The organism is Phocaeicola vulgatus ATCC 8482 (assembly GCF_000012825.1).
In the GTDB taxonomy this organism is placed as follows: Bacteria; Bacteroidota; Bacteroidia; order Bacteroidales; family Bacteroidaceae; genus Phocaeicola; species Phocaeicola vulgatus.
This window is the reverse complement of sequence record NC_009614.1, coordinates 1,446,898-1,473,354: the sequence shown is the minus strand read 5'-3', so window position 1 is coordinate 1,473,354 and position 26,457 is coordinate 1,446,898. Positions and strand designations below refer to the sequence as shown.

The window sequence follows — 26,457 nt, the reverse complement described above, 5'->3', positions numbered from 1 at the left end:
GTCTTTCAGTTCGACAAACAATAAATAGTATGAAAAAAATCTTTTTAGCAGTCGCAACGGCGTTAGCTATGTTTTCCTGTTCGCAAAAGGAGCCGGTGACTGTCACTATAACCAATCCGCTTCCCATTGACAGAAATGGGGAAATGGTGGAAATCTCTATGGCTGAAATAACAGGCAAACTACAATTACCCGATACGGCACAGGTTATCGTATTGGACGAGAACGGGCTTGAAGTACCTTATCAGATAACATACGATGATATGCTTATCTTTCCTGCTTCGGTGAAAGGGGATGCCTCGGCTGTTTATACAATTGCAGAAGGAACTCCGCAGCCGGTGGATGTGGTTGCTTGCGGGCGTCAATATCCCGAACGTCTGGATGATGTGGCATGGGAGAATGACCGTGCCGCTTATCGTGCATACGGTCCTGCTTTGCAGGAGAAGGGCGAGCGTGCCTTTGGTTATGATATCTGGACTAAAAGTGTGTCCGAACCGGTAGTGGAGGATCGTTATGACGGTGACTTGAACCGGGGTATTTCTTATCATGTAGATCATGGAAACGGAATGGACTGCTATGCAGTGGGCCCGACTCTGGGTGGAGGAACAGCTGCTTTATTCCCTGATAGTACCATTGTTTATCCCTATTGTTACAAGGATTGTGAAATCTTGGATAACGGTCCGCTCCGATTCACAGCTAAGTTGGTCTATAATCCGTTGGTTGTAAAAGGGGATTCAAGTGTGATAGAAACGCGTATCATTTCTTTGGACAAGGGGTCGCAGTTGAACAAGACTGTGGTTTCTTTTGACAATTTGCAGGAAATCACTCCGGTGGTGACCGGCATTGTATTGCACAAACAGAATCCTATGGGATATAGTTTTGATGCAGACGCAGGCTATATAGCTTATGCAGACTCTACGGAGAATGCTGCCAATAACAATGGAGTGATTTACATAGGAGCCGTATTCCCGGCTACCGTCAAAGGAGCGTTTGCCCAAGTGTTCTCCGAAAAGGAACGGAAGGAACGTGGGGATGCTTTGGGCCATGTGTTGGCGGTTAATGATTATGAACCGGGAGCCGAGTATATTTATTATTGGGGATCAGGCTGGAGCAAATATGGTTTCGAAGCCGATACCGATTGGAATAAATATTTGGAAGAATATGCCCGGAAGATACGTAATCCATTGGCAGTTGCCATAAAATGATACATATACAAGAGGGTATGCGTATACGCCACGAAAAAAACAAGGTATTTGGCTTTATCAGTCAAATACCTTGAATTCATAGCCTTGTTCCAACAGCCATTCTATGGCCCGGGGCAAGGCGTATTTCATGTTTTTCTCTGCCTTGATGGAGTCATGGAAAGTAATGATGGAGCCATTCCTCACATAATGTTTTACCTTCCTCAGTACCTGTCTTCCATTCAGCTTGTTGCTATAGTCACGGGTAACCAAGTCCCACATTACGATCTGGTATTTATGCCGCAGCACCATGTACTGCATCCAGCGCATGTGGCCATGTGGCGGACGGAACAGGTTGGTATGGATCAGCTCGTTTGCTTTGTCCGTATTGGCCAGATAGTTCTTGCTTCGGTATTCGAATCCCCGGATATGGTTAAAAGTATGATTTCCCAAACGATGTCCCCGTTCTACAATCATCTGGAATTCCTTGGGATGCTTGCGCACATTGTCGCCCACCAAAAAGAAGGTAGCCTTGATATTGTACTTGTCTAATAAATCGAGTACCCACGGTGTGATTTCGGGAATCGGCCCGTCATCGAAAGTCAGATAGACCGCTTTTTCATTCTTGTCCATTCGCCAGAAGGCGCGTGGATAAAGCCAGCGGAGTATCAGCGGGGGTTGTTCTATAAACATGAATGTGTGTGCTTTTGTTGGTTATACAAATATAAAGGTGTGGATTCACCGCAGAATCCACACCTTTTATTTACTTTCTGCCTGCTCCGCCGCCTACACGTTTGTTGAACACCTCATAGAGGTCTTCAAACTTCTTGGCATAGTGGCTTGCCATATCTGATTTTTTCTGTTGTTCACCTTCACCTTGTACACCGCCGGCAGCATTTGCGCGGGCAAGGCTCTTGTTGATCTCATCCAGAATATAGAAATTGCGCAGACAGTCCTCGTATGAACCTTGCAGGCGTTGGTCATCCAGACTCAGGTACCAGGTGATGTATTCCACCGATTTGTTTGCCAGATCATTCAGAATGGCTTCTCCTTTTTCTTTTTCACCTAACGCCAGATAATCGTCGGCCATTTCTTTTGAACTGCTCATGATGTAATCGTGGGGCACGGTGGTGCTTGGGATTACTTCCGAACAGTAGTCAAGGGCTTTCAACGCCTTGTCTTTCTTGCCTTCTTTTATCAACTGGGTAGCCAGCTGTATAAACATACGGCGGTGGGTCTGGCACATACGCATCACAGTCTCGTCGATATAGATATCCGGGTTGTTGATTCCTCCGAACTTGAACTTGTTCATCAGGTTATCGTACATTTTCTCGCTGTCGATGCGTGCGTTCAGCCGGGTGGTGTTGAACGGGGTGATGCGGTAGGCAAGACCTTCCTGCATGAAGTTGTTGCCCAAATTCAGATGATTGTCGCTACCCACCGTAATAGCCATGTACAACGGACGTTCCCAGTTGGTATTTGCCAGCATCTCAAGCATCATCAGCTCGCTCTTGTACAGCATACGTTTGCCTTTCAGGGAGATACTCATGTAATCGGGGATTTCACCATGCAGGGAGTCGGGAATCATCATGCCCGAGCGTTTCACTGCCTCCTTGTCCAGCTTGATGACGATGCTGTCCGTCGGTATCAGCTGTAAACCTTCTTTGGGTGAGCGTACCCAGTATTTCAGAATATTTTTCAATTCATACGGGTTGTCTCCGAATTCCTTGGCGGCTTCTTCCGGGTTCTGCTTGTAGAAGTTATTGATGCTTTCCATCACTTCCGGACGTACAGCCACTCCTTCATTATGCCCCTGTACATATTCCAGACGGCTCCATTCGATAGGCACTGCCGGGGAGTCGTATGCCTGACGCTTCATTTGGTCGATGTACCAGTCCGTTTGCAGGTAACTCAGGTTACATACACGTACATCGGTACGGAAACCTTCCGTTTCCTGGTTGTACCACAAGGGGAAAGTATCGTTGTCACCATTGGTAAAGATAATCGGGTTACCTTCTTCCTGTACGGTGCTCAGGTAGTTTTGTCCGAAGTCGCGTGCCACATAACGGTTGCTGCGGTCGTGGTCGTCCCACGTCTGGCTCACCATTTGGATGGGTACGAACAGACAAACTACAGTTGCAATGACGGAAGCCGGTTTCTCACCCAGTTTGCCTTGCAGCCATTGGGCAATACCCGCCACACCCATGCCTATCCAGATGGCAAATGCATAGAACGAACCTGCGTATGCATAGTCACGTTCGCGGGGCTGCATCGGGGTCTGGTTCAAATAAAGCACGATGGCCAGACCGGTCATGAAGAACAGGAAGAATACGATCCAGAATTGCTGGATACCTATCGGTTCTTCTATCTCTTCCCCATTCGGAGTCGTGATACGTTTTGTCTTGTAAGCCTGCCAGAACAGACCGATAAGTCCCAGAATCAACGGCAGGCAATAGAATACATTGTGCCCTTTGTTGTTTTTCAGGTCGGAGGGGAGCAGGCTTTGGTCGCCCACCAGGAACTTGTCCACAAACGGTATTCCGGTAATCCAGTTGCCATGTTCTATTTCACCCTGTCCCTGTATGTCATTCTGGCGTCCGGCAAAGTTCCACATGAAATATCTCCAGTACATGTAGTTCAACTGGTAGATAAAGAAGAACTTGATGTTATCCCATTGGGTCGGGACTTTCACCATCACCATCTGTCCGCACTGGTCGTAAGGAACCTGCACGCCTTTGATGCCGCCCAGCCAGTCTTCGTAGGCCTGTGCGTGTGCATCGCTGTACATGCGCGGGAAGAGCATATTTTGTGCATACTTGTAATCGGTCTTATGACGCACTACTTCGTAGCTGTCCTTTTCATCGGGAGTCGCTTTCTCCTTCCGTTGATACACGGGAGCGCCTTCCGTCACGTCATATACACATCCTCCGTCCACTTCTTTCAGTGCCGGTTTGGAGGCGTATGTCTGTCCGTAGAACAAAGGACGGGTTCCATATTGCTCGCGGCCCAGGTATTCTCCTAAAGTGAAGATGTCTTCCGGAGAGTTCTGGTCCATCGGAGTATTGGCGGTAGAGCGGATCACAATCAAGGCGTATGAGGAGTATCCTACCATAATCATCATGATGCACAGCAAAGAGGTGTTTAAAGTACGTGCGCTAATCTGATATTTCTTGTTCAAATCAGCAAACAGATAAACGCCCAAGATTCCTAGTATGATAATGCCTATCAAGGCGCTGCTCCATCCGTAGCCATAGAAAGGGATGCCCAGCATGGCGATAGTTACCATGAAGGAGATATTCATGCGTTTGCGGCTCTTTTCCGTATAGCTTTCGTAAACACCCCAGATAATGGATGCGGCGAGTAGAATGATGTAGACTATCAGACCGCTGTTGAAAGGCATACCGAAACTGTTGACGAACAGCAGTTCGAACCATCCTCCCACTTTTACTACGCCCGGCACGATACCGTACAGCACTGCTGCAACCAACACCATGGAGCCTGTAAGTGCCAGCAGACTGCCTTTGAGGTTGGCATCGGGATTCTTTTTATAATAGTACACCAGTACAATGGCCGGAATACACAATAAGTTCAGCAAGTGCACACCGATGGAAAGTCCGGTCAGGTAAGCAATCAGAACCAGCCAGCGGTCGCTGTGAGGCTCGTTGGCAACGGATTCCCATTTTAGAATCAACCAGAATACGACTGCGGTGAAGAGACTGGAGTAAGCGTATACTTCGCCTTCTACGGCACTGAACCAGAAGGTGTCGCTCCATGTATAAGCCAAGGCTCCCACCAGTCCTGACCCCATAATGGTAATGAGTTTGCCCAAGGTCATCTCCTTGTCATCGGGGCATATCAGTTTTTTCACCAGATGGGTTATACTCCAGAAAAGGAACAGGATACAAGCCGCACTCATCAGAGCGCTCATGGTATTGACCATTCTGGCTACTTGACTGGGGTCGCTTGTAAATTGGCTGAATAAGTTGGCGGTAAGCATAAAGAAGGGTGCACCGGGCGGGTGGCCTACCTCTAATTTATAGCCGGTGGTGATGAACTCCGGACAATCCCAGAAACTGGCTGTCGGTTCTATAGTCATGCAGTAAGTATAAGCTGCGATGACAAAAGCTAACCAACCTACCAGGTTGTTGACTAATTTGTACTGTTTCATGAATATATTATTGTTTCGTTAACGTTCAATGGGCGCAAAGATACGAAAGAAAGTTGGAATAGGGAGGCAATGGTCTGTTATTTAGTGTTATCCTTAGGGAATGCGGCAGAAAATGTTTCTTTCAGTCCTTAACGGAATTTCTATGTTTTATTGCTGGTTTGTATACTGTGTTCTGAAATTTCAGTTTGTACAGATGAAGGAAACCTTTGGATTCCTAATCTTTTTCTACTCTATGGTTAAGCTTGATTGATGGTTAGGTTAAGGTCTTTTATACGGTAAACCAGTATAGACCGCTACAGTGGACTGTACAGTCTGCTATGGTAGTCCGTACGGTCTGTTGCAGTGGACTGTACGGAGCACTGCCGGCGACTGTAGAAGTCTGCCGTAAGAAAATGCTTAATGATAAGGTGGATAGGGCTTAACCTGCCGCATGAAAAGGCTTAGGTCACGATAATCGGATTTATTCGTCGTGATGATGGCATTTCAAGATGCGGTGAGGGAAGTTTCCATGTCCTAACAGTTCGATGGGGCATCCGAAATGCTCTTCCAGCCATTCGGTGGGTACTTCCGTATCGGGATGATAATCCAGCGTTTCGTTGACGCACGCTATGGTTTTTACATTTTGCAGCACAGTGCCTATGTCATGGCTTACCAGGATGATGGCCCGTTCCTTGTTGATTTCTTCCAGCAGGGAGTAGAGTTTGGCCTCAAACCGTTTGTCAATGTAGGTATTGGGTTCGTCCAGAATGACAACCTCAGGGTTTGAAACCAAGGCGCGTCCCAAGAGCGCGCGTTGCAGTTGTCCTCCGCTCAGTTCGCCGATGGCACGGCTTTCCAAACCTTCCAGTCCCATGCGGGCAATAATCCGGCTCACCAGTTCGTGCTGTTCGGGGGTGTAGCGGTGGAACAGGGACTTCTGTTTGTTGAGCCCCGATAATACCACCTCATATACGGAGATGGGGAATTTCTTGTCAATACTGTTGTATTGTGGTAAGTATCCCATGGCTATTTCGGGTACTTCTTTTTCGTTCTTATAGAAACGGACACTGCCCGAAGCGGGCTTCAGTAACCCTAGTATAATCTTGATCAGTGTGGTTTTTCCGCCACCATTGGGGCCGATTACACCAAGGAAGTCACGTTCATATACCGTGAGATTGACGTGACTCAGTACTGTCTTCTCATCGTAAGAAGCGGAAATATCTGTAAGTTGTATAATGGGATTCGTCATAAGGCTCTGTTATTTGGCAAGTGCATTTGCTACATTGATCATCTCTTCCCGCCATTCATAACTTAGCGGATTAATGGGAACAACGGTGACTCCCAGTTCATCTGCTATCAGCCGGGCATTGCGGGTATCGAATTCCTGTTGGACAAAAATAACCCGGGCATTGTCCCGGCGGCAGGTTTCTATCAGTTCTTTCAGATGGGCGGGTGAGGGTTCCTTTCCTCCTTCTTCTATGCTGATTTGCTTTAATCCGTAGTCCCTAGCAAAATAACTGAGTGCCGGATGATAGATAAGGAAAGTGGTATCGGCATTCTGTAGCCGGTCACGAACGTCCGTATCTGTCTGTGCGATAATTTGTTGCAGACTGTCCAGCCGATGCTTGAAATAAGGTTCGTTTGCACTGTCCAGTTCACTCAGGGCGGAGTAGATATTACGGGCGATTACTGAGGCATTGCGTGCGGAGTTCCATATATGAGGCTCTATACCCCCTTCGTGATGATGGTCACCGTGGTTGTGTCCTGTTTCGTGTATGACGTCTATTCCTTTTGAGGTATCGAATACTTTCAGATGAGGGGCATTCGTGGTCAGTTTATCCATCCAGGCTTGTTCGAAACCGATATAGCCAATGCGCAGGTAGGCGGTGCTTTTATCCAGATTGACCAGTTGTTGGGGGGTAGGGTCGTAGGTTTCGGGGCTGCTTCCTTTCGGAACCATGCTGACTATCTTGAATTTATCGCCTGCAATGGTTTCTGTGAAATAGCGCAAAGGTTCCAGGGTGACAGTCAGGGTCGGTTTTGTGGAAGTGGACTGTTTACTGTCACAGGCGGTAAACAGGCACACTATCAGTACCATGCAGCACGAACAAAGGATACTTTTGCCGGGATGCAATGGGGAAAATATGTGATGTCTGGTTCTCATGAATGTTATCTTTTCTGTTTAACAACAACAAATATACGCAAATTGCTCATTAATCGAGTACAAATACTCCCCAAATTGCTCAATTGATAAGCAATTTCAGTCTGGTTAGGGCTTTTCATACGGCTATTCTGTGGCTGTATGAGAAGCCTTGGTTTCAGGTAAAAGATTCTATATGGCATTCTATGTACTCTTTATCGTTCTCTATAAATATGCGCTTTATATTTGGTGGGAAGTGTCTTGTCGTTTGTCAATCTTTTTAAGATGCCATATAAGGCTCTTGTATTCGTGAAGAATAAGATTTGTAAAAAAATCCTTTCAATCTTTGTTCATGTATTTATCTTACTATATGTTAAGAGAAGGAATAGGTACTGATTGTGGATGATTGAAAATCAATGGGTTATTGTATGTATGGAAGATGAAAGAAGTATAAATCTCTTAGTAAGAGATCGACATTTCACGTGCAAAAATAAGGAAAGTTTTGATAACTAGTACACTTTTCGCGGAAAAAATATGGAATATTGTGAAAAAAAGTATTTCTTCTGGTTCTACCGGCTCTGATTTAATCTTGTATCTGTATAGTTAATATTTTGATTTAAAGCCTGTTATCGTCTGTTTGTAGATCTCTTACTAAGAGATCTGCATAAAAGGCCAATAAGAACGAATAACGAGTTTAGATGGAATACCTGTTTCTGAGACGTAAAAAGACGAGCAGCACTTCTGTAAGACAGAAGACATTGCTCTATCGTGCCGCCGGCCGCGAATGGACGGCGCGGTTCTCGTCACTGTCGGATGTCCGTCCGGCAGACAGCCTTATATATAAAGGTATATTGTATCAGTTGGAGATACGCCGGGCGTTCCTCGATTCCTCTCTTTCGTTAAAGAAACTGAGTATGATGCTCGAAACAAACCAGACTTACCTGAGCAATGCGGTGAACCGCTACTTCGGTTGTCATCTGAAGGAGTTGCTTAACCGCTACCGGGTGGAATACGCTAAGGAGCTGCTTCGCAACGGCGGTTGTCCGCTGGGCGAGGTTCCGTCACGGAGCGGTTTCGGTTCGAAGAGTCCTTTCTATCTGGCTTTCGTCCGTCAGACGGGTATGACTCCGAAACGGTATGCGGCGCGCGAGAGGAACCTGGTGAACTTGGAAATAGAGAATGAAGTCCTTTTATAACAGTATATGTATAACCAATTTTTAGTTTTTTAAATTTATAAATTTAAATCTTTATTTATGAACAAAAAGTTTTTAAGTGCAGTTCTGTTCGGAGCCTTGATGGTTTCGTCAACAGGAACATTTGTGTCTTGTAAAGACTATGATGAGGACATTGACCGCATCGACAAGGAACTGGTCGATATCAAGTCGGCTCTTTCAGCTTTACAGGCAAAAGTTGATGCTGGTAAGTATGTTACCAACGTAGTGAAGAACGGTGACGGTATCACTGTAACCTGGAGTGACAATTCTACAAGTACCATTGAAACTATCAAAGGTGACAAGGGTGAAGACGGTAAGAATGGTACAGTTGTGACCATCATTGACGGTTACTGGGCATTTGACGGTGTGAAATCTGAATATCCTGCAAAAGGAGATAAGGGTGACAAGGGTGACCAGGGCGAACCGGGTGATGCTGCCGCTGCCGGACATGATGCCAAAGTGAACGAGGAAACCGGTTATTGGCAGGTATGGGATGCTGAAAAAGGTGCATACGTGGATACCAAATACATTGCCGGTGGTCTGAGAGTGGTTGAAGTTGCCGGTGGTTACAACTTCACTGTAACAGAAGCAAACGGTGAGCCGAAGACTATCTTTATTCCGGGTGGAGCTGCATTGTTAAGCATTATTCCTGAACTGAACGGACAAAACTATGCTCAAGATTTCGATATCTATTATGGTATATTGAATAATGACGTGGATTGGGCAGGACATAAAGCTGTAAACGGCAAAATGTTGAAAGGTATGTATCCTACTGCCGACCGCGACATCAAGATGCAAGTGAATCCTGCAGGTGCTGATGCTGACGCTTATGACTGGGCGTTTGTTTCTACAGACAACACCACTCCTTGGGGATTGAATTTTGGTGCTCCCCAAGCATGGACCGGCAAAGCTACTACAGCTACCCGTGCCACATCGGCCAACGGTATGTGGTTACTGCCTCGTGACGTGCAGAAATGGGATTTGGATGCAGCCGGAAGCCAGGGACGTCCTGACTATGCAGGCCAGTTCAAGGCTAATGATGGTGACAAGTACCTGTTTGCACTGAAAGCTACATCAAAAAATAATGGAGAAGTAGTAAAATCCCCGTTTGTATATACATTCAAAGCCAGCAATGTAAACGCAACTGAAAACATTCACATTAATGGTTTGACATTTGCTCCTTCAGGAAGCTCATTCTTGTATGGAAAGGAATATACTCCTTCCTTCGATATGCTAGGATTTAGTTCTGACGGCTATGATCAATGGGCAGAAGATTCTGTATTGGTATATGACTACTATCTGGAAATAGACAAGAGCAAGATTACAGATGAATCCATCAGAAAATATGGTGTGGAGATTACTGCAGACGGTTATCGTTTCATCGCTAAGAAAGAAGCTGTAGTGAACAATACTATTCCGTTCATTTACAACTACATCTTGATAAACGGTCAGAAAGGTAAGACTTACTTCTCTGTCAACTTTAATGATGAGGCTGTGACTGTTCCTGACAAGTTCCTGGAAGATATCGTTGCACCGTTCAATGCTACGGTTATTGCCGATCAAACCAGATGGTATGGATGGAGCAAGGCACTTGACTTGACAGAATTCTTCAACACATTGGGAGATGCAGGCAAGATGAAGTGGATTGATGCGATTGCACGCAGCATGGGTAATTCAACTGATCCACAAGAAATCAACAGAAGTGTATTCGATAAGAGATATGGTAGCAATGACCTTGATTTCAATGTAGAACTGACTGGTGGTGATCCTATCAACAACCAAGGTACTTGGGACCGTGTTATATACAATGGTGCATTGCTGGACAAATACATTGAATTTGATTATGTAGACGCAACCGGCAAGTCTTGTCTGACCGGAAACATCCGTGATTTGGATAAGATTACCGCATTGAAGGTAACATTCAAGGTTGACAGCGAATTAGGAGGACATGTAACTGCTCCTTATTACACAACAGACGGTCGTCAGTATAGTGGTGACAACACGAAGATTGCATTGCCTTTGGACAACGCATTCCGTGTAGAAATCGCAACTCGTTATGATCAATACGAAGTGGCAAGAATGAACTTCTCATTCGAATTGCAGATGCCTACTAACTGTCCGATCAAACGTGAATCTGTAGCTAACCGTACATCTGCTTGGTCTAAAGACAAAGACGGAAATGATGTATTGAAAGTATATGGTGAAAAACTGTTGGACCGTTATGATGCTGTTGCAGCTGATATGCGTGATGCATTCAAGGGAGTTTATAACTACCAGAATGGTGCTTACAATGCACAAGCAAATGTTGAAGCTAACTGGTATGAAGTATTGGTTCCAACTAATTCGTTCCAAATTATTGGTAAGACTAATGAAAGCTATGCAACTCTTGCCGGTATCTCAAATAGCTCATTATATACTGAATGGAATACAATCGGTTTCTATGGCACAGCCGGCAACATGGATGCATATACTTTGACCGATGTTAAATATCATCACTTCAATGTTTATACAGAAGCTAAGGATGATATTATATTACAGTTTGCCAGCCGTATTGCTGACTCTAAGGTTGCAAAAGTAGCATCTAAGGGTACAAAAGAGAATCCGTTCATTGCAAAAGCTGTTTATTCAACAGATGGTTTGCAGACCATTTTGAAGTATGCATTCGAAGTAAGCAATACTGATTTCACTTTGGCTGATGCATTCGACAAACCGTACTATCTGTTTGACCGTGCTGCCGCACAAGGTGTAACTGCTGCATTACGTGCCGAATTGAACTCTTCATTGGTAAATAACAGACAAAGTATTGTTGTAGATAAGGCTGATCCTTCATTCTATGGCTTGTATCCTTCTGCCAAGATGGATCAACAGGCTACAAATGTGGTGACTTATATCTTAGACGGTGCTGCTCAAACTGCCAATACCAACAAGATGAAGTTTGATATTGCCAAAGAAGTAGGTAATGGTAAGGTTATTGAAATCACATATCATATCACAGATGTATTTGGTATGACTAAAGACTTGACATTCTATGTACAGACTTTGAACTAATTGGATCTAATAATAGAGTCTTAAAAAGTGAGAGTGACTTTCGGGGCACTCTCACTAACAATTCCAAGATAAGACTTTCTCCGACAGGAGAATCTTATATAATAAAAACTTTAGATTTATAAAACAGAATCTCTGGCTTGTGACAAGCCGGAGATTTTTTATGTATATAACGGCAATCATCTCAGCGTGGAGAAAGAATATGAAGAATCTATGACGGATTCAGCGATGAATGTTTCATGGTAATTTGCTGATAAATATGCAGTTATGCGTATATGACGGATTTGAAGGATTTTACAACGGTTTTACTGTTTTAGGTGAAACTTGACCATTCATCAGTTTCGGTCCTAGAAGTTTAATCAGACTTGGTTGCCCGCAGTATCTCGCGTTTTCCCCCCGGAGGGCCGGGAAGGCGTTCTACTGTGAATCCGGCTGTTTGCAGCATCCTTCTTACCACCCCTTTGGCACAGTAAGTTGTCAGGATACCTCCTTCATTCAATACCTTGTATAAAGTATCGAAAAGAGATTGCTCCCACATTTCGGGTTGTTTTTCGGGAGCGAAGGCATCAAAGTAGATGATATCGTATAAGGGAACGGCGGGACGGCTGCCTTCCTCCGGGTTGAAAAGCCGGGTAAAATCATCTTCAATTTTATGTAATGTGAACCAAGGGGATACCTCTGTTTCTGTGTTCCAGGGCGCCCGGTGAATGGCGTAATAATCCTCCTCATGCTGTTTGCCGATCAGGCGGGGGTAGTCCAGTTGCTTCAAGGTTTCTTCGGCTAACGGATAGCGTTCGATACCGGTATAATGTACTTTCCGTCGGGTCTCTTCTGCTGAAAGCAGTGTCAGAAAGGCATTCAGCCCTGTTCCTAGTCCTATCTCCAGAATGTGGGGCTCGGAAACGGTAGAATGCTTTAATCCCATTTCGATAAAAATATGTTGTGACTCCGTCAGTGCCCCTTTCACCGAATGATAATGTTCGTCCAGTTCGGGTACATAGAGGGTATAACTTCCATCTGCTGTTTGTTCCAGTTTCATAATTTTAATGCATTAAAGCGGAGGCTTCCAATACTCCCCATACCAATAAGGCGTAGCGGAGTATCTTTCCGATGGTCATAGCGAGAATGACAATCCATATATTGGCACGCATCATGCCCAATACAATGGATATGGCACTTCCCAAAATAGGGATAAAGGCGAAGAAAGCCATCCAGGCACCCCGTCCGTGTACAAACCGCTCCGCACGGTCCATCTTCTCTTTTTTTACATGAAAATATTTCTCGATCCATTCCATATTGCCCAGATGTCCCATCCAGTAGCAGGTCATGCCTCCGGCAACATTGCCGGCGGTGGCGGCGGTTATACTGATCACCGGGTCTAAGCCCAACGGACCTACACAGGCTGCCAATACGGCCTCCGAACTGAAGGGGAGAACACTTCCGGCTATAAAAGAGCCTAGAAAAAGACCCCAATATCCCCAGTCGATCAGGAATTGAAGAATTGCATCCATAAATTGTATATAGTTAGAACTATTAATAGAACAAATGTAATGATGAAAAAGATGCCGGTAAAGCGGTTGTGGGTTAAAGTAAATAAATGTCCTGTTAAAATGGCTCCTACAATGACCTGCATCTGCAACAGGATGTCGAAATGCTGTGGCTGTAAGATACCCAGTAAATAAATCCAGGCTTCAACGGCGATCAGGAAAAAAAGGAATATACGCGTGCGTACCTTGTCTAAATAAGAAACATGGAAATAATGCACGCTGCTGACCAGTGATATCAAGGTGATGATTCCACAGGATATGATTCTGTCCATCCCTAATGTCCCATAACTGATGGGTTGAAAATGAATAAGCTCCTGTAAAGGGTGATAGAAGAGATTCATTTTGTCGTAATAGAACGCATAGCCGAAAAAGAGCCAGTAGGGCACACAGAGTCCTGTAAGTCCGGCAAAGAAACTTTTGAGTGACAGGGATCTGAAACTGATCATCCCCAAATAGAACAGAGGTACAAAGTAAAGCAACTGTGGAAACAACAGGCTTCCCAGTCCGATGAAAAAGAAAGCGTGGAATATACTTCCCGCCGGATAGGGAGATTCGTAGCTGCTGAATAATTGGGAAATAGCGATCAGAAAAGTGAGTGGCGCAAAAACGGCATACTGGAAGGAATGCAGAAACAGGCAGGCCGTGGACAGGAATACGTAAAAGCTGACATGCAAGGTACTGCGTGTCCGTATCAGCGTGAAGGCGGTGTTTATCTCGATCAGCAGATAGGCAGTCAAAGCACAGACCAGCAAATTGATTACATCCTGCCATTCATTGCCCGTGATGATCCGGAGAAGCAGGCATATAAGGATGGCAACAGGGAAGGTGAATCTTCCCTTTGCCATATCTATTTGGAATTTGTCATAGCCTGCCATGGGGTGATAGTCCGCTGATTACAGGTCGAATCCAATATCTGAACGGAAATATTTCTTGTCGAAATTGATTTTCTTCGCATTGGCGAATGATTGTGCCAAGGCTTCTTCTTTATTGGCACCGTAGGAGCTGACTGCAATGACACGTCCGCCGCTAGTGACTACCTGTCCGTCTTTCAGTGCTGTTCCTGCATGGAATACAATGCTGTTTTCAATTTCTTCTACTCCGCTGATGGCAAATCCCTTGTCATAATGTTCCGGATATCCGCCGGATACCAGCATGACGCATACTGCCGAACGGGGGTCTATCTCCAGGACTTTTTCATTCAGATTGCCTGTTGCCACTCCTTCAAGCAGTTCCACCAAGTCACTCTTGATGCGCAGCATGACACTTTCCGTTTCCGGGTCGCCCATGCGTACATTGTATTCAATGACCATCGGTTCGCCTTTTACATTAATCAGACCGAAGAAGATAAAGCCTTTATAGTCGATGCCTTCTGCTGCCAGTCCTTCTACTGTGGGGCGGATGATACGTTCTTCCACTTTTTCCATCCATGCTTTGTCGGCAAACGGAACAGGAGATACACTACCCATACCACCGGTGTTCAGCCCTTTGTCGCCTTCGCCGATGCGTTTGTAGTCTTTTGCTTCGGGCAGAATCTTGTAGTTCTTTCCATCGGTCAGAACGAATACGGAACATTCTATACCGCTCAGGAATTCTTCAATCACTACGGTGGCGGAAGCGTCACCGAACATTCCGCTCAGCATTTCTTTCAATTCTTTCTTGGCTTCTTCCAGGGTGGGCAGAATCAGTACGCCTTTTCCGGCGCAAAGACCGTCGGCTTTCAGTACGTATGGAGCTTCCAATGTTTCCAGAAAGGCTAATCCTTCTTCCAGATTTGCGGCAGTGATACTTTTGTAACCGGCTGTCGGGATATTATGGCGTTGCATGAAGCCTTTGGCGAACTCCTTGCTGCCTTCCAGTACCGCACCCGCTTTTGAAGGCCCGATAACAGGAATGTTTTTCAGCGCTTCATCTTTTTTGAAATAGTCATAGATTCCTTTGACTAACGGGTCTTCGGGACCTACCACTACCATATCTATATTATTCTTTACTACAAACTCTCTGATTGCTGTAAAGTCATCTGCTTTAATCGCTACATTCTCGCCTACATTACTTGTGCCGGCATTTCCCGGAGCGATATAGAGTTTCTCGATTTTGGGACTTTGAGCAATCTTCCATGCCAGGGCGTGTTCACGTCCGCCTGAGCCTAATAGCAACAGTTTCATAATCTTATCTTTTGTTTATTTTAAGTGGTCTTCAAAATAGCGTGTAATGCGTTCATACAAGTGCACACGGTCGCGTCCGAACATATTATGACCGTCGCCCGGATACATAAAGAAATCGGGTTGGGTTCCGGCATCAATGCAGGCACGGAGGAAACTGATGCTGTGCTGGGGAACACAAGTGGGGTCATTGGCGCCAATGATCACTTCCAGACGTCCTTTCAGGTTTCCGGCTCTCAGCTTCAGGTTGGCGTTCTTGTAGCCTTCGGGGTTGGTTTGCGGAGTATCCATGTAGCGTTCGCCGTACATTACTTCGTAGTAAGCCCAGTCGATGACAGGACCGCCGGCTACTCCTACTTTGAATAGTTCGGGGTAAGTCAGCATCAAGTTGGTGGTCATGAAACCACCGAAGCTCCAACCATGTACGCCAATGCGGTTATTGTCCACATAACCCAATGATTTTAAGAAATCCACTCCTTTTACCTGGTCTTTCATCTCTTCGGTTCCCAATTGGCGGAACGTACAGTTCTCAAATTCCAGTCCCCGGTTGTCACTGCCCCGGTTGTCAACGGTCAGCATGACGTAACCCAGTTGTGCCATGTAAATATCCCATCCGCGGGCGTCATAGTTGCGGTTGTTGTGGATTAGTTGGGCATGTGGTCCGCCATACACGTAGACTACGGCCGGGTATTTTTTGTTGGGGTCAAAATTCACCGGCTTTATCAGGCGGTAGTATAAGTCGGTCTTGCCGTCGGCTGCCTTGAGGGTACCGACAGTGATTTCGGGCATATTGTATGCTTCCAACGGATTGGTGGCGGTCAACAGGCTGATAGTCTTTCCCTTTCCGGAAGTGGGAACGATCTCGATATTCCGGGGAATGGTGAAAGAAGTATAATTGTCTATCACATAGTTGCCGCTACCGGACAGTTGTACATGATGCATACCGTCTTTATTGCCGATGAGGCGGCGTTTGCCTGTCTTTACATTCACAGCGTATGCGTTGCTCTGCAAAGGGGAAACCTCTGTGCTCATGATGATGACTTCCTTGGTCTTTTCATTGAATCCGAGGATGTTTTGTACTACCCAGTTGCCTTGGGTAAGCTGTCTGGTCTTGTAGCTTTCCCGGTAAGAACCTCCGGCCGCGGCTCCATGTGATTCCGGATATACGGAAGTCTTGGTGTCCATCAGGTAAAGATGGTTGTAGCCGTCGCGCTGGCTCTGATAGATGAACTTCGTGTGGTCCCAAGGCAGAAAGACGATGGGATGTTGGGGTTCTACATATTTAGTATGCTTCTCTTCGTAAAGGGGATTGCTTTTCAGTGGCTCTCCTGTTTCCGCGTCATAGCAGCATAGCAGGGCATGGTTCTGGTCACGGTTCAGTTCAATGACATAAACGCTTTTTTCGTCAGGACTCCAGCTGATATTGGTAAAATAACGGTCGGTAGGGTCTCCGGCTTTCAGATAAACTGTTTTTTGGGTCTCCGGATTGTAGATGCCGACAGTCACTTTGTGGCTGGTCATTCCTGCCATCGGATACTTGTCCGGCTCCAGTGTCGCTATGCGGGTGGAGGTATTTACTTGTGGATAATCGGTTACCATGCTTTCGTCCATGTGGTAGAAAGCAAGCAGATTTCCTTTCGGACTCCAGAAAGTACCTTTCGAGATACCAAATTCCTGACGGTGTACACTTTGTCCGCATACGATGCCTTTCGGTTCGTCGGTGACTTGTTGCGTTTTCCCGTCGGCAGTCGTTACAAACAGATTGTTGTCAAGGGTATAAGCCAATGAACGGCTTTCCTTGTTCCAGTCCTGGTTGGCGGCTTTAGGAGAGAGAGGCTGACTCCATATTATTTCCTTTTTAGTTAAATCGATCAGCACTTTATTGGATGTGGTATTTACCAGCATCATCTTTTCAGCGTATGGGAAAGATGCATTCCTGAAGTGGTTGATTTTCCCTAATTCCTTGTTTGCCAACAGTTCATTCACTTCCTGCAAAGTGATAAGTACGTTTTCCTTCCCATTTGCCGGCTGGATGGTTTTTACCTCTTCTATGTCGGCGTTGATGCATACATCTCCCCACCATTGCAAACCATACAGGTTTTGTGGAAGCAGGTTATAATAATTGTTTCCTCCCGGCATCAAGTCTTCCAGTGTGAAACTTTTCTTGTCTTGTGCCCATGTTACAGATGAAGCCATGATTAATAAGGCAATCAGATTGATTAATTTTCTCATAACTGTTTATTCTTCTGTCTTTTCCTTATTGTCGTCAAATTTACGGGGACTGCTTTTGAAATTGTCGCGGCCTTCACGTCTGTCACCAAAGTTGCGGTGTTCTCCTCTTTTGAAATCGCCACGTCCCTCACGTTTGTCATCAAAAGAGCGTCTTTCTCTGCGCTCTCCTCCTTTGTACTCTCCGTGTCCTTCACGTCTGTTGTCAAAACTACGACGTTCTCTGCGTTCTCCATATTCTACCTTTTCCGTGTTACGGCGCGGGCGGATTTCTTCCCGGCGGGGCTTGAATTCCTGATCGGCGTTCTCACTACGGAATTCTTTGAATTTGCCGTTGAATAATTGGTATTTGCGGAATTCACATTCCAACGAACCGTTGAACAGGGGGATTTTTATAGAAGGCTTTAAACCAATCTGGTCGAAACATTCTTCACGGTAACTTAGTACCCATGCATCATTGCCGGTGAAAGAGTGTTTCAGACGTTCGCCTATCATTTGATACAGGCCCAGCAAATCATTGGTTGAGATACGTTCTCCATAAGGAGGGTTGGTGATGATGATGCTTTTTTCTTTGGGTTGCTCAAATTGCTGGAACGGTTGGATTTTTAAGATAATCTCCTTGCTCAGTCCGGCTGCTTTCACATTGTGAGTGGCAATTTCATTTGCTTTCGGATTATTGTCATATCCAAAAATCTTATGTGTGAACTCACGTTCCTGTGAGTCGTCATTGTAGATGCGGTCAAATAGTTCCTGATCAAAATCGTTCCACTTTTCAAAAGCGAACTCCTTGCGGAATACGCCGGGAGCGATGTTACGTGCTATCAGGGCGGCTTCGATAGGTATTGTTCCTGAACCGCACATCGGGTCTATCAAATCACATTCGCCTTTCCATCCGGTCATCAGGATCATACCGGCTGCCAGTACCTCATTCAAAGGAGCTTCTACGGCTTCCTGGCGATAACCCCGGCGGTGGAGTGACTCGCCCGAACTATCCAGTGACAGAGTGCATTTATTTTCGGCTATATGGATGTTCAGTGCCACATCGGGATGGTTGATGCGTACCGAGGGGCGCTCTCCTGTCTTTTCACGGAAATAGTCCACAATGGCGTCTTTTACTTTGTAGGCTACGAACTTGGAGTGACGGAACTCGTTCGAGAAAACCACAGCGTCTACGGCAAAACTTTTATCTTTATCCAAGAAGTCTTCCCACGCAATGGCCTTGATAGCTTCGTAAACTTCATCGGCATTCTTCGCCTCAAAATGTTTGATGGGTTTCAGGATGCGGATGGCAGTACGCAGGCAGAAGTTTGCCCTATACATCATTTCTTTATCGCCCGTAAAGGCTACCATGCGTCTTCCTACTTCTATATTGCTGGCTCCCAGCTCGGTGAGTTCTTTTGCCAGTACTTCTTCCAGTCCCTGGAAAGTCTTGGCGATTAGCTCGAATTCTTCCTTCATCTTAAATGATAATTACGTAATTTCAATTGATGGGACAAATTTAATGATTTTCTGTTTGCTAATCAATTATTTAGAGAATTAATCTGTTTGATGAAGCAAAAAAGAGGATGAAATCGGGGCGTCCACGCTCCTTGCCGGGGTCTTTATTTACCTTTGATTATAAAAATTATTTAAAAACGGAATTGGGTATATCTGTGGAATAAATTGACAAAATATGTATCCGGCAATGTAATTGTTATCCTATAGAAATAAATTCTACACAGGAATTTGCCATTTTTGCTGAATCAAGAAACTTAAATAGAAATCAGAATGAAAATGGAATTGACGGATGAGAAACGTAAGGGATATGTGGTTTGTGCTTTAATGATACTGGTCTCTTGTTTGTATTTGGTTTATTTGGGGTACAGTCTCTACCGTATGGGGCATGCTTAGGACAAAATGAAACCATATCTGTATCACACAGGTATGGTTTCTGTAAGAGAAATTCTATGATTAATAGGTTGAGTGACTTTTATGCGAATTCTTCTGCCAGATAGACTTCGTTTATTTCGCAGAAAAACTCATCGGCGATATCTGACAGGGTTTCCAATGCTTCTTCGGCAGTTTCGCCGTAAGTGCAGCATTGGTGGTAGTCTGTTAAAAAGGCGTAATATTCCCCGTAGGGTGTACATTCTATCTGATATTCATTGCTTTTAAGTTCCATATATACCTCCTTTTTTATCGTACTGCAAATATCTTGTTTATCTGTTACAAGAAGGTGTACAGGAAGTTACTGTTTTATTAAAAAGTTTGCTGCCATACTACTTTTTAGACCATTTTGTGATGTCAGCATTTCTATGATGGCAAAGGGGTTTTATTCGTCTTTGTTTTTTCGCTGTACGATACGTGATCCGGCAGGTACATTTTCTGTTACCCAAATATTACCTCCTACGGTAGCACCCTTGCCAATAGTAACACGCCCTAAAATGGTTGCATTGGAATATACAATGACATCGTCTTCTAAAATAGGATGGCGTGGAATGCCTTTAATGGGATTTCCATTATTGTCTAGCGGAAAGCTTTTAGCTCCTAATGTTACCCCTTGATAGAGTTTCACATTATTTCCGATGATGCTGGTCGCTCCGATTACTACACCTGTACCGTGGTCGATAGTGAAATGGTGTCCTATTTGTGCCCCCGGATGAATATCGATACCGGTTTCCGAATGTGCCATTTCTGTAATGAAGCGGGGGATTAAAGGTACACCCAGTATTAACAGCTCATGTGCGATGCGGTAATTGCTGATAGCGCGGATAGCCGGATAGCAACTGATGATTTCACCAAAGCATGTGGCGGCGGGATCACCATAATATGCGGCTTCTACATCGGTAGCCAGAATGCGGCGGAGTTCGGGCAGTTTACTGATGAAACGAGCTGCCAGCAAAGAGGCTGTTTCTCTGCACGGTTCATTGTCATCGGTTGCATTTTTACTGTTTTCCTGTCCGAAGCAAAGTCCTGCCAGAATTTGTTCAGTCAGCAGACCGAACAGGGTTTCTACATTTACACCGATATGGTAGTTGATGGTATGGCTGTTAACGGTGGAATTACCAAAGTAGCCGGGGAAGATAATGGCGCGTGCCAATTCTACTATCTTGTATAGGGATTTGGCAGATGGTAAAGGATCTCCATCTTTGTGTTGGTGGAATAATCCTTTATAGGACTGGCTTTCAGATAATTCATCTACTGCCTGCGTTAATATGTTCGTGTAATTGAATGTAGTCATGAACTGAATGCTTTAGAAGGACAAAAGTAAGTAAATTCTATATTATTGCCAATAAATAGAATGAATATTGATGTTAATCCTTTATTTTTGCAGAAAAAAGGGAATATTTATGGTAAATAAGAAAAATCCATTTGCTTTTAAGGCAAAACAGGAAACTAAAAAGAAGTCCGGTGGTAAACGGATCGGCAAATCGAAGCCGGATAAAGCGAATAATCAGTTGAATAGAAGAGTGAAGTAAATGAAACTATTGTCTTGTTGTAGGGGAAGAACCAGTCTGCCCCTACAACAGGATGTTAATCTTTATTTCTCGACCAAAGCGAAATCAAGTTGCTTTTTCTCCAGATTGGCGCGGGCCACTTTAATGGTAACCGGATCTCCCAAACTGAATTTTTTGTGATGCCGGCGTCCCGTCAGACAATAGTTCTTTTCATCGAAATCATAATAGTCATCACCAAGGTCACGCATGGGAATCATACCTTCGCACTTGTTTTCGTTCAGTTCCACATAAAGTCCCCATTCGGTAACTCCGGAAATGACTCCATCGAACTCCATGCCCAAACGTTCACCCATAAACTCTACTTGTTTGTATTTTACAGAGGCACGTTCCGCATTGGCGGCGATTTGTTCCATTTCAGAGCTATGGTCACACAATTCTTCGTATTTCGCTTCCTGTACCGTACGTCCTCCTGCCAGATAGCGGGTGAGCAGACGATGAACCATCATATCCGGAAAACGGCGGATAGGTGAGGTAAAGTGAGTATAATAGTCAAATGCCAGACCATAGTGGCCAATATTATGTGTGGAATAACGGGCCTTTTGCATGGCACGCAAGGATACGGTTTCCACCAGATTTTGTTCTTTCTTGTTCTTTATGTCGTCCAGTAAACGATTGATGGATTTGGATATCTCAGTTTTGCTACCCGATGTACGTATCTTATATCCGAAGCGATTGATAAACCAATTCAAGTTCTCCAGTTTATCGGGGTCCGGAAGGTCGTGGATACGATAAGGGAATACTTTGGCTTTCTTGTTTTTAGGTACTTTACCGATTTTTTCGGCAACCGTGCGGTTGGCCAACAACATAAATTCCTCTATCAACTTATTGGCCTCTTTGGATTCTTTGAAGTAGACACTGAGCGGTTTGCCGGTTTCGTCTATCTCAAATTTCACTTCTACGCGGTCAAAGTCAATAGCACCGGCAGCCAATCTTTGTTTACGCAGGATTTGTGCCAGTTTGTTCAGTTCCAGAATTTCTTCTTTGTAGTCGCCTTCACCCGTTTCAATCACTTTTTGCGCCTCCTCATAGGTGAAACGGCGGTCGCTCTTTATAATGGTGTGCACGATGCGCGAGTCTTTCACCTCTCCCTTTTCATTCATATTGAAAATGACGGAGAATGCCAGTTTCTCTTCGTCGGGGCGGAGGGAACAGATGAAGTTACACAGCCGTTCGGGCAACATGGGGATGGTACGGTCTACCAGATAAACGGAAGTAGCGCGTTTTTCAGCTTCTTTGTCGATAACGCCTCCTTCTTTTACATAATGAGTAACATCGGCAATGTGTACGCCTACTTCCCATAGTCCCGGTTTGATGAGACGGATGGAGAGCGCGTCATCAAAGTCCTTTGCATCTTTAGGGTCAATGGTGAAAGTTGTTACATTGCGGAAATCTTCACGTTCTGCATAGTCCGCCTCGGAAATCTCTGCCGGAATCTTTTCGGCAGCGGTTTCTACATTCTTGGGATATACGTAAGGTAAGCCGAATTCGGCCAGAATGGCATGCATTTCAGTTGTGTTTTCTCCTGCTTTTCCCAAAATATCAATGACTTGTCCTATCGGGTTTTTTGCCTCTTCGGGCCATTCTACAATTTTCACGACTGCTTTGTCCCCATTCTTTCCACCTTTCAGCTTATCTTTCGGGATAAAAATATCATTTGCCAGAGTGCGGTTCTCGGTCAGCAGAAAGGCGTAGAATTTCTCTACTTTCAGTGTGCCGACAAAAGTATCGTTGGCACGTTCCAGAATCTCTATCACTTCACCTTCCGGGTTCCGGTTCTTACGTTTGGCAAAGAGGGCTATTTTTACTTTGTCATTATTCATGGCATGTGCCGAATTACGTTCGGCTATGAAAATAGTTTCTCCACCATCATCGGGGATGAAGGAGTTCTTGCCGTTGCTTTTACGCTGAAAGACGCCAGTCATAATCAGACCGTGGTCGTTCAGTTTGTAGTGTCCTTTTTCTACTTCTTGCAGAAAATCATCCTCAATCATTTCAGTAATGATGTCGGCACAAAGCATTTTAAGAGGATGTGTAGTAAGGTTCAGACTGCTTGATAATTGTTTCAGACTGAATGTTTCGTTCGGTTTTGTGTGGAATAAGCTTATCAGTCGTTCAGACATTTCGCTTTTTTTCATGCGTTTCCCTGCTTTTTTTTCTTTCTTTTTAGCCATAAGGGGATATATTTATGTATTATGTGCTACAAAGTAAACAAAATAATTGGAATAGCGGTTCAATAGATACATTAAATTTGGTTGAATCTAAATGAAACGTGCTATCTTTGTCCGTTCTAAAACAATTGTTATGACTGAACTTGATAAGAAAATCAGGGAAAAAGAAATTTATAGAGTTACATTAGTGGGGAGTTTCGTTAATTTCTTGCTGGTTATTTTTAAATTCCTTGCCGGAATTGCAGGGCATAGTGCTGCTATGTTGGCAGATGCAGTTCATTCTCTATCTGACTTCATTACGGACGTAGTAGTGATTCTTTTTGTACGTATATCCAATAAACCAGTGGACAAGAGCCATGATTATGGTCATGGGAAATATGAAACATTGGCTACTGCTTTCATTGGTATGGCATTATTGGGGGTAGGATTTGGAATATTGTGGAATGGAGCAACAGATATATTGGTTTTCCTACGAGGTGGGGAACTTCGTCAACCGGGAATGTTGGCATTGGTTGCTGCCATTATTTCTATTCTGTTGAAGGAAATACTTTATCAATATACAGTCAGAGTGGGGAAAAGATGCCACTCACAGGCTGTTGTGGCGAATGCGTGGCATCATAGGAGTGATGCATTATCATCCATTGGTACGGCTGCCGGTATTGGCGGAGCGATTTTACTTGGTCCTCATTGGGCGGTACTCGATCCTATTGCCGCTGTGACAGTCAGTTTCTTTATTATGCGGGTTTCCATCAGGCTGCTGGTTCCTTGCCTGGATGAATTGCTGGAAAAGTCTTTGCCGGATAGTGTGGAACGTGAGATAGAAGGAATTGTGTTATCTTTTGATGGAGTCAGCGAACCGCATCATTTACGCACGCGGCGCATCGGAAACAATTATGCTATAGAGATTCATATACGCATGGATGGGAACATTTCTCTGCATAAAGCGCACGAGACGGCAACTGGTATTGAACATAGATTGAAAGAAAAGTTTGGAGAGGATACTCATGTGGGTATTCATGTGGAACCGGTGAAATAACATACGAAGAATGAATAACGAAGAATTTGCACAAAAGAACACTTGCTGCTTAAAGAAAGTATTGGTAACCGGAGCAAGCGGATTTATTGGCAGTTTCCTGGTGGAAGGAGGATTGGAGAGAGAGATGCAGGTATGGGCTGGTGTACGTAAAAGCAGTAGTCGTACCTATTTGAAAGATCCTCGCATTCAATTTGCCGAATTGGATTTTGCTCATCCCGGAAGATTGACGGAGCAATTGGCTGTTCATAAACAATTGCATGGGGGATGGGATTATATCATTCATTGTGCCGGTGTAACTAAATGCCGCCATAAGGACGAATTTGACAAAGGCAATTATGTCTATACTCGTAATTTTGTAGAAGCTTTGAGAACCTTGGACATGGTTCCCCGGCAATTTGTCTATATCAGTTCACTTAGTATTTTCGGTCCTATTCATGAAGATAATTATGTACCCATCAGTGAGCGTGATACGGCAATGCCCAATACTGCATATGGGGTCAGTAAGCTAAAGTCGGAACATTACCTGCAATCATTGAATGATTTTCCGACAGTGATTTTCCGTCCTACTGGAGTTTATGGTCCTCGTGAACGCGATTATTTTCTGATGGCGAAGTCTATCAAGCAGCATATAGACTTTGCTCCTGGTTTTAAAAGACAGGATCTTACTTTTATTTATGTGAGGGATTTGGTACAAGCTGTTTATTTGGCAATAGAACATGGAGTGCGGCAGCGCGCCTATTTTGTTAGTGACGGAAATGTCTATTCCAGTCGTACTTTTTCTGATTTGATACAAAAAGAACTTGGTAATCCGTGGGTTATACACATTAAATGCCCATTATTTATTTTAAAAGTTGTATCTTTGCTCGCTGAATTTTCAGCGCGTTGCCTGGGAAAGGTAAGTACGCTGAATGCTGACAAATATAAAATAATGAAACAACGTAATTGGCAATGCGATATTTCACCCTTGGTGGAAGAACTGGGATATCGTCCTGAGTACCCTTTAGACAAGGGAGTAAAGGAAATCATTGCATGGTATAAGAAAGAAGGATGGCTTTAAATTTATTCAAACGGGTAGACAGTGTGAAAGGATTGTTTGCCGTTGAGAGCATTAGTCTGATATATAATGCCCTCACGACCATAATGGTTTTAATATTATTTCCTCGTATGGACCACCCTGTAATTATGCTTTTGGAGCGTGCAGGCATTGTGGCCATTACGTTTGCATTAATATATTTGTATCGCAAGTATCCGTGTAAACTTACGGCATTTATACGAATGGCTGTGCAGATGGCATTTTTAGCGTATTGGTATCCCGATACCTTTGAATTTAATCGTCTTTTTCCCAATTTGGATAACTTCTTCGCTTCGGCGGAGCAGTTTTTGTTCCGTTGCCAGCCTTCGGTAGAATTTAGTGAACATTTTCCTTCCATGTGGTTCAGTGAACCATTTAATATGGGGTATTTCGCTTATTATCCAATGATTGGGTTGTGACTATTTATTATTTCTTGTTTCGTTTTGAGTGGTTTGAAAAGGTTTCTTTTGTGCTGGTCACTTCGTTTTTTATCTATTATCTTATTTATATATTGGTTCCGGTTGCCGGTCCGCAATTCTATTTCCCTGCTATCGGAATGGACAATGTGATGGCGCAGCATTTCCCTGCTATCGGTGATTATTTCAATAATAATGATATTCTGCTGCCCGGTCCCGGTTTTGATCATGGTTTCTTCTTTAATTTGGTAGAGGCCTCACAGGAAGTGGGGGAACGCCCTACTGCTGCTTTTCCTAGTTCGCATGTCGGTATATCTACCATTGTGATGATTATGGCCTATCGCGTTAATAAGAAACTATGTTATTTCTTGGCACCGTTCTACGTACTTCTATGCTGTGCTACGGTCTATATTCAGGCGCATTATTTGGTGGATGTTATTGCCGGCTGGATTTCGGCGGTATGTATTTATATTGTGGCTACTTATATGTATAAGCGTTGGTTTGCTTCTGTAGTCTTCCAACTTGTGCTGAAATAGTTTTAAAAAGTATATAAAAGCGTACAGGGTGTCCATTTTCGGACACCCTGTTTTGTTTATACCTTGTTGATTT

General features: G+C 44.4%; 20 protein-coding genes and 1 pseudogene. 8 read left to right on the top strand and 13 right to left on the bottom strand.

All coding sequences use genetic code 11. The features are described from left to right. The first annotated feature begins 29 nt into the window (after positions 1 to 29). Positions 30 to 1,202, top strand: coding sequence for a DUF4861 domain-containing protein (locus BVU_RS05590; RefSeq protein WP_011965042.1), 1,173 nt, complete (start codon positions 30 to 32; stop codon positions 1,200 to 1,202). Positions 1,203 to 1,259: 57 nt separating this feature from the next. Here BVU_RS05590 and BVU_RS05585 read toward each other — a convergent pair whose 3' ends face one another. The 4 genes from BVU_RS05585 to BVU_RS05570 all read right to left on the bottom strand — a co-directional run bounded on the left by BVU_RS05585 (position 1,260) and on the right by BVU_RS05570 (position 7,489). Further along, positions 1,260 to 1,871, bottom strand: a complete 612-nt coding sequence (locus tag BVU_RS05585) for a polysaccharide deacetylase family protein (RefSeq protein WP_005844141.1) — start codon at positions 1,869 to 1,871, stop codon at positions 1,260 to 1,262. Between the two features lie 70 nt (positions 1,872 to 1,941). Next, complete coding sequence (locus BVU_RS05580) at positions 1,942 to 5,346, bottom strand: glycosyltransferase family 117 protein (RefSeq protein ID WP_005844143.1); 3,405 nt, start codon at positions 5,344 to 5,346, stop codon at positions 1,942 to 1,944. 460 nt (positions 5,347 to 5,806) lie between these two features. Next, a complete protein-coding gene (locus BVU_RS05575) occupies positions 5,807 to 6,574 on the bottom strand; it encodes a metal ABC transporter ATP-binding protein (RefSeq protein ID WP_005844145.1) in 768 nt (255 codons plus the stop codon). 9 nt (positions 6,575 to 6,583) lie between these two features. Next, positions 6,584 to 7,489 carry a metal ABC transporter solute-binding protein, Zn/Mn family gene (locus tag BVU_RS05570; protein WP_005850042.1) on the bottom strand — a complete coding sequence of 302 codons (906 nt, stop codon included), beginning with the start codon at positions 7,487 to 7,489 and terminating at the stop codon, positions 6,584 to 6,586. 674 nt (positions 7,490 to 8,163) lie between these two features. On the opposite strand from BVU_RS05570, the gene BVU_RS05565 reads away from it, so the two are divergent. Both BVU_RS05565 and BVU_RS05560 read left to right on the top strand, forming a co-directional pair. Beyond that, the gene (locus tag BVU_RS05565; RefSeq protein WP_005844149.1) at positions 8,164 to 8,661 is read left to right on the top strand and encodes a helix-turn-helix domain-containing protein; all 498 of its coding nucleotides are present in this window, start codon (positions 8,164 to 8,166) and stop codon (positions 8,659 to 8,661) included. Positions 8,662 to 8,718: 57 nt separating this feature from the next. Beyond that, on the top strand, positions 8,719 to 11,727 hold the full coding sequence (locus tag BVU_RS05560) for a PL29 family lyase N-terminal domain-containing protein (protein WP_008666559.1): 3,009 nt from the start codon (positions 8,719 to 8,721) through the stop codon (positions 11,725 to 11,727). A gap of 352 nt (positions 11,728 to 12,079) precedes the next feature. Here the strand turns inward: BVU_RS05560 and mnmD are convergent, their stop codons facing one another. The 6 genes from mnmD to BVU_RS05530 are packed head-to-tail and all read right to left on the bottom strand — an operon-like array spanning position 12,080 to position 19,117. Further along, positions 12,080 to 12,763, bottom strand: coding sequence for a tRNA (5-methylaminomethyl-2-thiouridine)(34)-methyltransferase MnmD (gene mnmD, locus BVU_RS05555; RefSeq protein ID WP_011965041.1), 684 nt, complete (start codon positions 12,761 to 12,763; stop codon positions 12,080 to 12,082). Positions 12,764 to 12,767: 4 nt separating this feature from the next. Further along, positions 12,768 to 13,235, bottom strand: coding sequence for a YqaA family protein (locus BVU_RS05550; protein WP_005844155.1), 468 nt, complete (start codon positions 13,233 to 13,235; stop codon positions 12,768 to 12,770). After that, a complete protein-coding gene (locus tag BVU_RS05545; RefSeq protein WP_041174416.1) occupies positions 13,211 to 14,146 on the bottom strand; it encodes a hypothetical protein in 936 nt (311 codons plus the stop codon). The genes BVU_RS05550 and BVU_RS05545 overlap by 25 nt, the downstream gene beginning before the upstream one ends. An 18-nt stretch (positions 14,147 to 14,164) precedes the next feature. Continuing rightward, positions 14,165 to 15,433 carry a phosphoribosylamine--glycine ligase gene (purD, locus tag BVU_RS05540; protein ID WP_005850053.1) on the bottom strand — a complete coding sequence of 423 codons (1,269 nt, stop codon included), beginning with the start codon at positions 15,431 to 15,433 and terminating at the stop codon, positions 14,165 to 14,167. A 15-nt stretch (positions 15,434 to 15,448) separates the two neighbouring features. After that, positions 15,449 to 17,662, bottom strand: a complete 2,214-nt coding sequence (locus BVU_RS05535; protein ID WP_011965039.1) for a S9 family peptidase — start codon at positions 17,660 to 17,662, stop codon at positions 15,449 to 15,451. 6 nt (positions 17,663 to 17,668) lie between these two features. Beyond that, positions 17,669 to 19,117, bottom strand: a complete 1,449-nt coding sequence (locus BVU_RS05530) for a THUMP domain-containing protein (RefSeq protein WP_005844163.1) — start codon at positions 19,115 to 19,117, stop codon at positions 17,669 to 17,671. 309 nt (positions 19,118 to 19,426) lie between these two features. Between BVU_RS05530 and BVU_RS22680 the strand changes: the two genes are divergently transcribed. Further along, positions 19,427 to 19,549: a hypothetical protein gene (locus BVU_RS22680; protein WP_005850059.1), complete on the top strand. Its 123-nt coding sequence runs from the start codon at positions 19,427 to 19,429 to the stop codon at positions 19,547 to 19,549. A 79-nt stretch (positions 19,550 to 19,628) separates the two neighbouring features. Here BVU_RS22680 and BVU_RS05525 read toward each other — a convergent pair whose 3' ends face one another. After that, the gene (locus tag BVU_RS05525; RefSeq protein WP_005850060.1) at positions 19,629 to 19,820 is read right to left on the bottom strand and encodes a hypothetical protein; all 192 of its coding nucleotides are present in this window, start codon (positions 19,818 to 19,820) and stop codon (positions 19,629 to 19,631) included. Positions 19,821 to 19,970: 150 nt separating this feature from the next. Further along, complete coding sequence (locus BVU_RS05520) at positions 19,971 to 20,879, bottom strand: serine O-acetyltransferase (RefSeq protein WP_005844169.1); 909 nt, start codon at positions 20,877 to 20,879, stop codon at positions 19,971 to 19,973. 109 nt (positions 20,880 to 20,988) lie between these two features. Here BVU_RS05520 and BVU_RS22675 point away from each other — a divergent pair, with 109 nt between their 5' ends. After that, positions 20,989 to 21,117, top strand: a complete 129-nt coding sequence (locus BVU_RS22675; protein ID WP_005844171.1) for a hypothetical protein — start codon at positions 20,989 to 20,991, stop codon at positions 21,115 to 21,117. Between the two features lie 62 nt (positions 21,118 to 21,179). On the opposite strand, the gene rnr is transcribed toward BVU_RS22675, so the two are convergent. After that, positions 21,180 to 23,327, bottom strand: a complete 2,148-nt coding sequence (rnr, locus tag BVU_RS05515) for a ribonuclease R (protein ID WP_005844173.1) — start codon at positions 23,325 to 23,327, stop codon at positions 21,180 to 21,182. A gap of 91 nt (positions 23,328 to 23,418) precedes the next feature. Between rnr and BVU_RS05510 the strand changes: the two genes are divergently transcribed. The 3 genes and pseudogenes from BVU_RS05510 (at position 23,419) to BVU_RS05500 (ending at position 26,384) form a co-directional block, all read left to right on the top strand. Continuing rightward, on the top strand, positions 23,419 to 24,360 hold the full coding sequence (locus BVU_RS05510) for a cation diffusion facilitator family transporter (RefSeq protein ID WP_005850066.1): 942 nt from the start codon (positions 23,419 to 23,421) through the stop codon (positions 24,358 to 24,360). Positions 24,361 to 24,370: 10 nt separating this feature from the next. After that, positions 24,371 to 25,417, top strand: a complete 1,047-nt coding sequence (locus BVU_RS05505; RefSeq protein ID WP_011965037.1) for an NAD-dependent epimerase/dehydratase family protein — start codon at positions 24,371 to 24,373, stop codon at positions 25,415 to 25,417. Further along, a pseudogene (locus BVU_RS05500) lies at positions 25,408 to 26,384 on the top strand (phosphatase PAP2 family protein). Before BVU_RS05505 ends, BVU_RS05500 begins: the two are co-directional and overlap by 10 nt. Positions 26,385 to 26,457: the final 73 nt, after the last annotated feature.

Excerpts from the sequence above, each read along its gene's own strand:
- BVU_RS05560 (WP_008666559.1), top strand. The coding sequence starts at position 8,719 with ATGAACAAAAAGTTTTTAAGTGCAGTTCTGTTCGGAGCCTTGATGGTT.
- BVU_RS05535 (WP_011965039.1), bottom strand. The coding sequence starts at position 17,662 with ATGAGAAAATTAATCAATCTGATTGCCTTATTAATCATGGCTTCATCT.
- BVU_RS05565 (WP_005844149.1), top strand. The coding sequence starts at position 8,164 with ATGGAATACCTGTTTCTGAGACGTAAAAAGACGAGCAGCACTTCTGTA.
- BVU_RS05505 (WP_011965037.1), top strand. The coding sequence starts at position 24,371 with ATGAATAACGAAGAATTTGCACAAAAGAACACTTGCTGCTTAAAGAAA.
- BVU_RS05545 (WP_041174416.1), bottom strand. The coding sequence starts at position 14,146 with ATGGCAGGCTATGACAAATTCCAAATAGATATGGCAAAGGGAAGATTC.
- BVU_RS05525 (WP_005850060.1), bottom strand. The coding sequence starts at position 19,820 with ATGGAACTTAAAAGCAATGAATATCAGATAGAATGTACACCCTACGGG.
- BVU_RS22675 (WP_005844171.1), top strand. The coding sequence starts at position 20,989 with ATGGTAAATAAGAAAAATCCATTTGCTTTTAAGGCAAAACAGGAAACT.
- purD (WP_005850053.1), bottom strand. The coding sequence starts at position 15,433 with ATGAAACTGTTGCTATTAGGCTCAGGCGGACGTGAACACGCCCTGGCA.
- BVU_RS05580 (WP_005844143.1), bottom strand. The coding sequence starts at position 5,346 with ATGAAACAGTACAAATTAGTCAACAACCTGGTAGGTTGGTTAGCTTTT.
- BVU_RS05510 (WP_005850066.1), top strand. The coding sequence starts at position 23,419 with ATGAAACGTGCTATCTTTGTCCGTTCTAAAACAATTGTTATGACTGAA.
- BVU_RS05585 (WP_005844141.1), bottom strand. The coding sequence starts at position 1,871 with ATGTTTATAGAACAACCCCCGCTGATACTCCGCTGGCTTTATCCACGC.
- BVU_RS05570 (WP_005850042.1), bottom strand. The coding sequence starts at position 7,489 with ATGAGAACCAGACATCACATATTTTCCCCATTGCATCCCGGCAAAAGT.
- BVU_RS22680 (WP_005850059.1), top strand. The coding sequence starts at position 19,427 with ATGAAAATGGAATTGACGGATGAGAAACGTAAGGGATATGTGGTTTGT.
- mnmD (WP_011965041.1), bottom strand. The coding sequence starts at position 12,763 with ATGAAACTGGAACAAACAGCAGATGGAAGTTATACCCTCTATGTACCC.
- BVU_RS05530 (WP_005844163.1), bottom strand. The coding sequence starts at position 19,117 with ATGAAGGAAGAATTCGAGCTAATCGCCAAGACTTTCCAGGGACTGGAA.
- BVU_RS05520 (WP_005844169.1), bottom strand. The coding sequence starts at position 20,879 with ATGACTACATTCAATTACACGAACATATTAACGCAGGCAGTAGATGAA.
- BVU_RS05550 (WP_005844155.1), bottom strand. The coding sequence starts at position 13,235 with ATGGATGCAATTCTTCAATTCCTGATCGACTGGGGATATTGGGGTCTT.
- BVU_RS05575 (WP_005844145.1), bottom strand. The coding sequence starts at position 6,574 with ATGACGAATCCCATTATACAACTTACAGATATTTCCGCTTCTTACGAT.
- BVU_RS05590 (WP_011965042.1), top strand. The coding sequence starts at position 30 with ATGAAAAAAATCTTTTTAGCAGTCGCAACGGCGTTAGCTATGTTTTCC.
- rnr (WP_005844173.1), bottom strand. The coding sequence starts at position 23,327 with ATGGCTAAAAAGAAAGAAAAAAAAGCAGGGAAACGCATGAAAAAAAGC.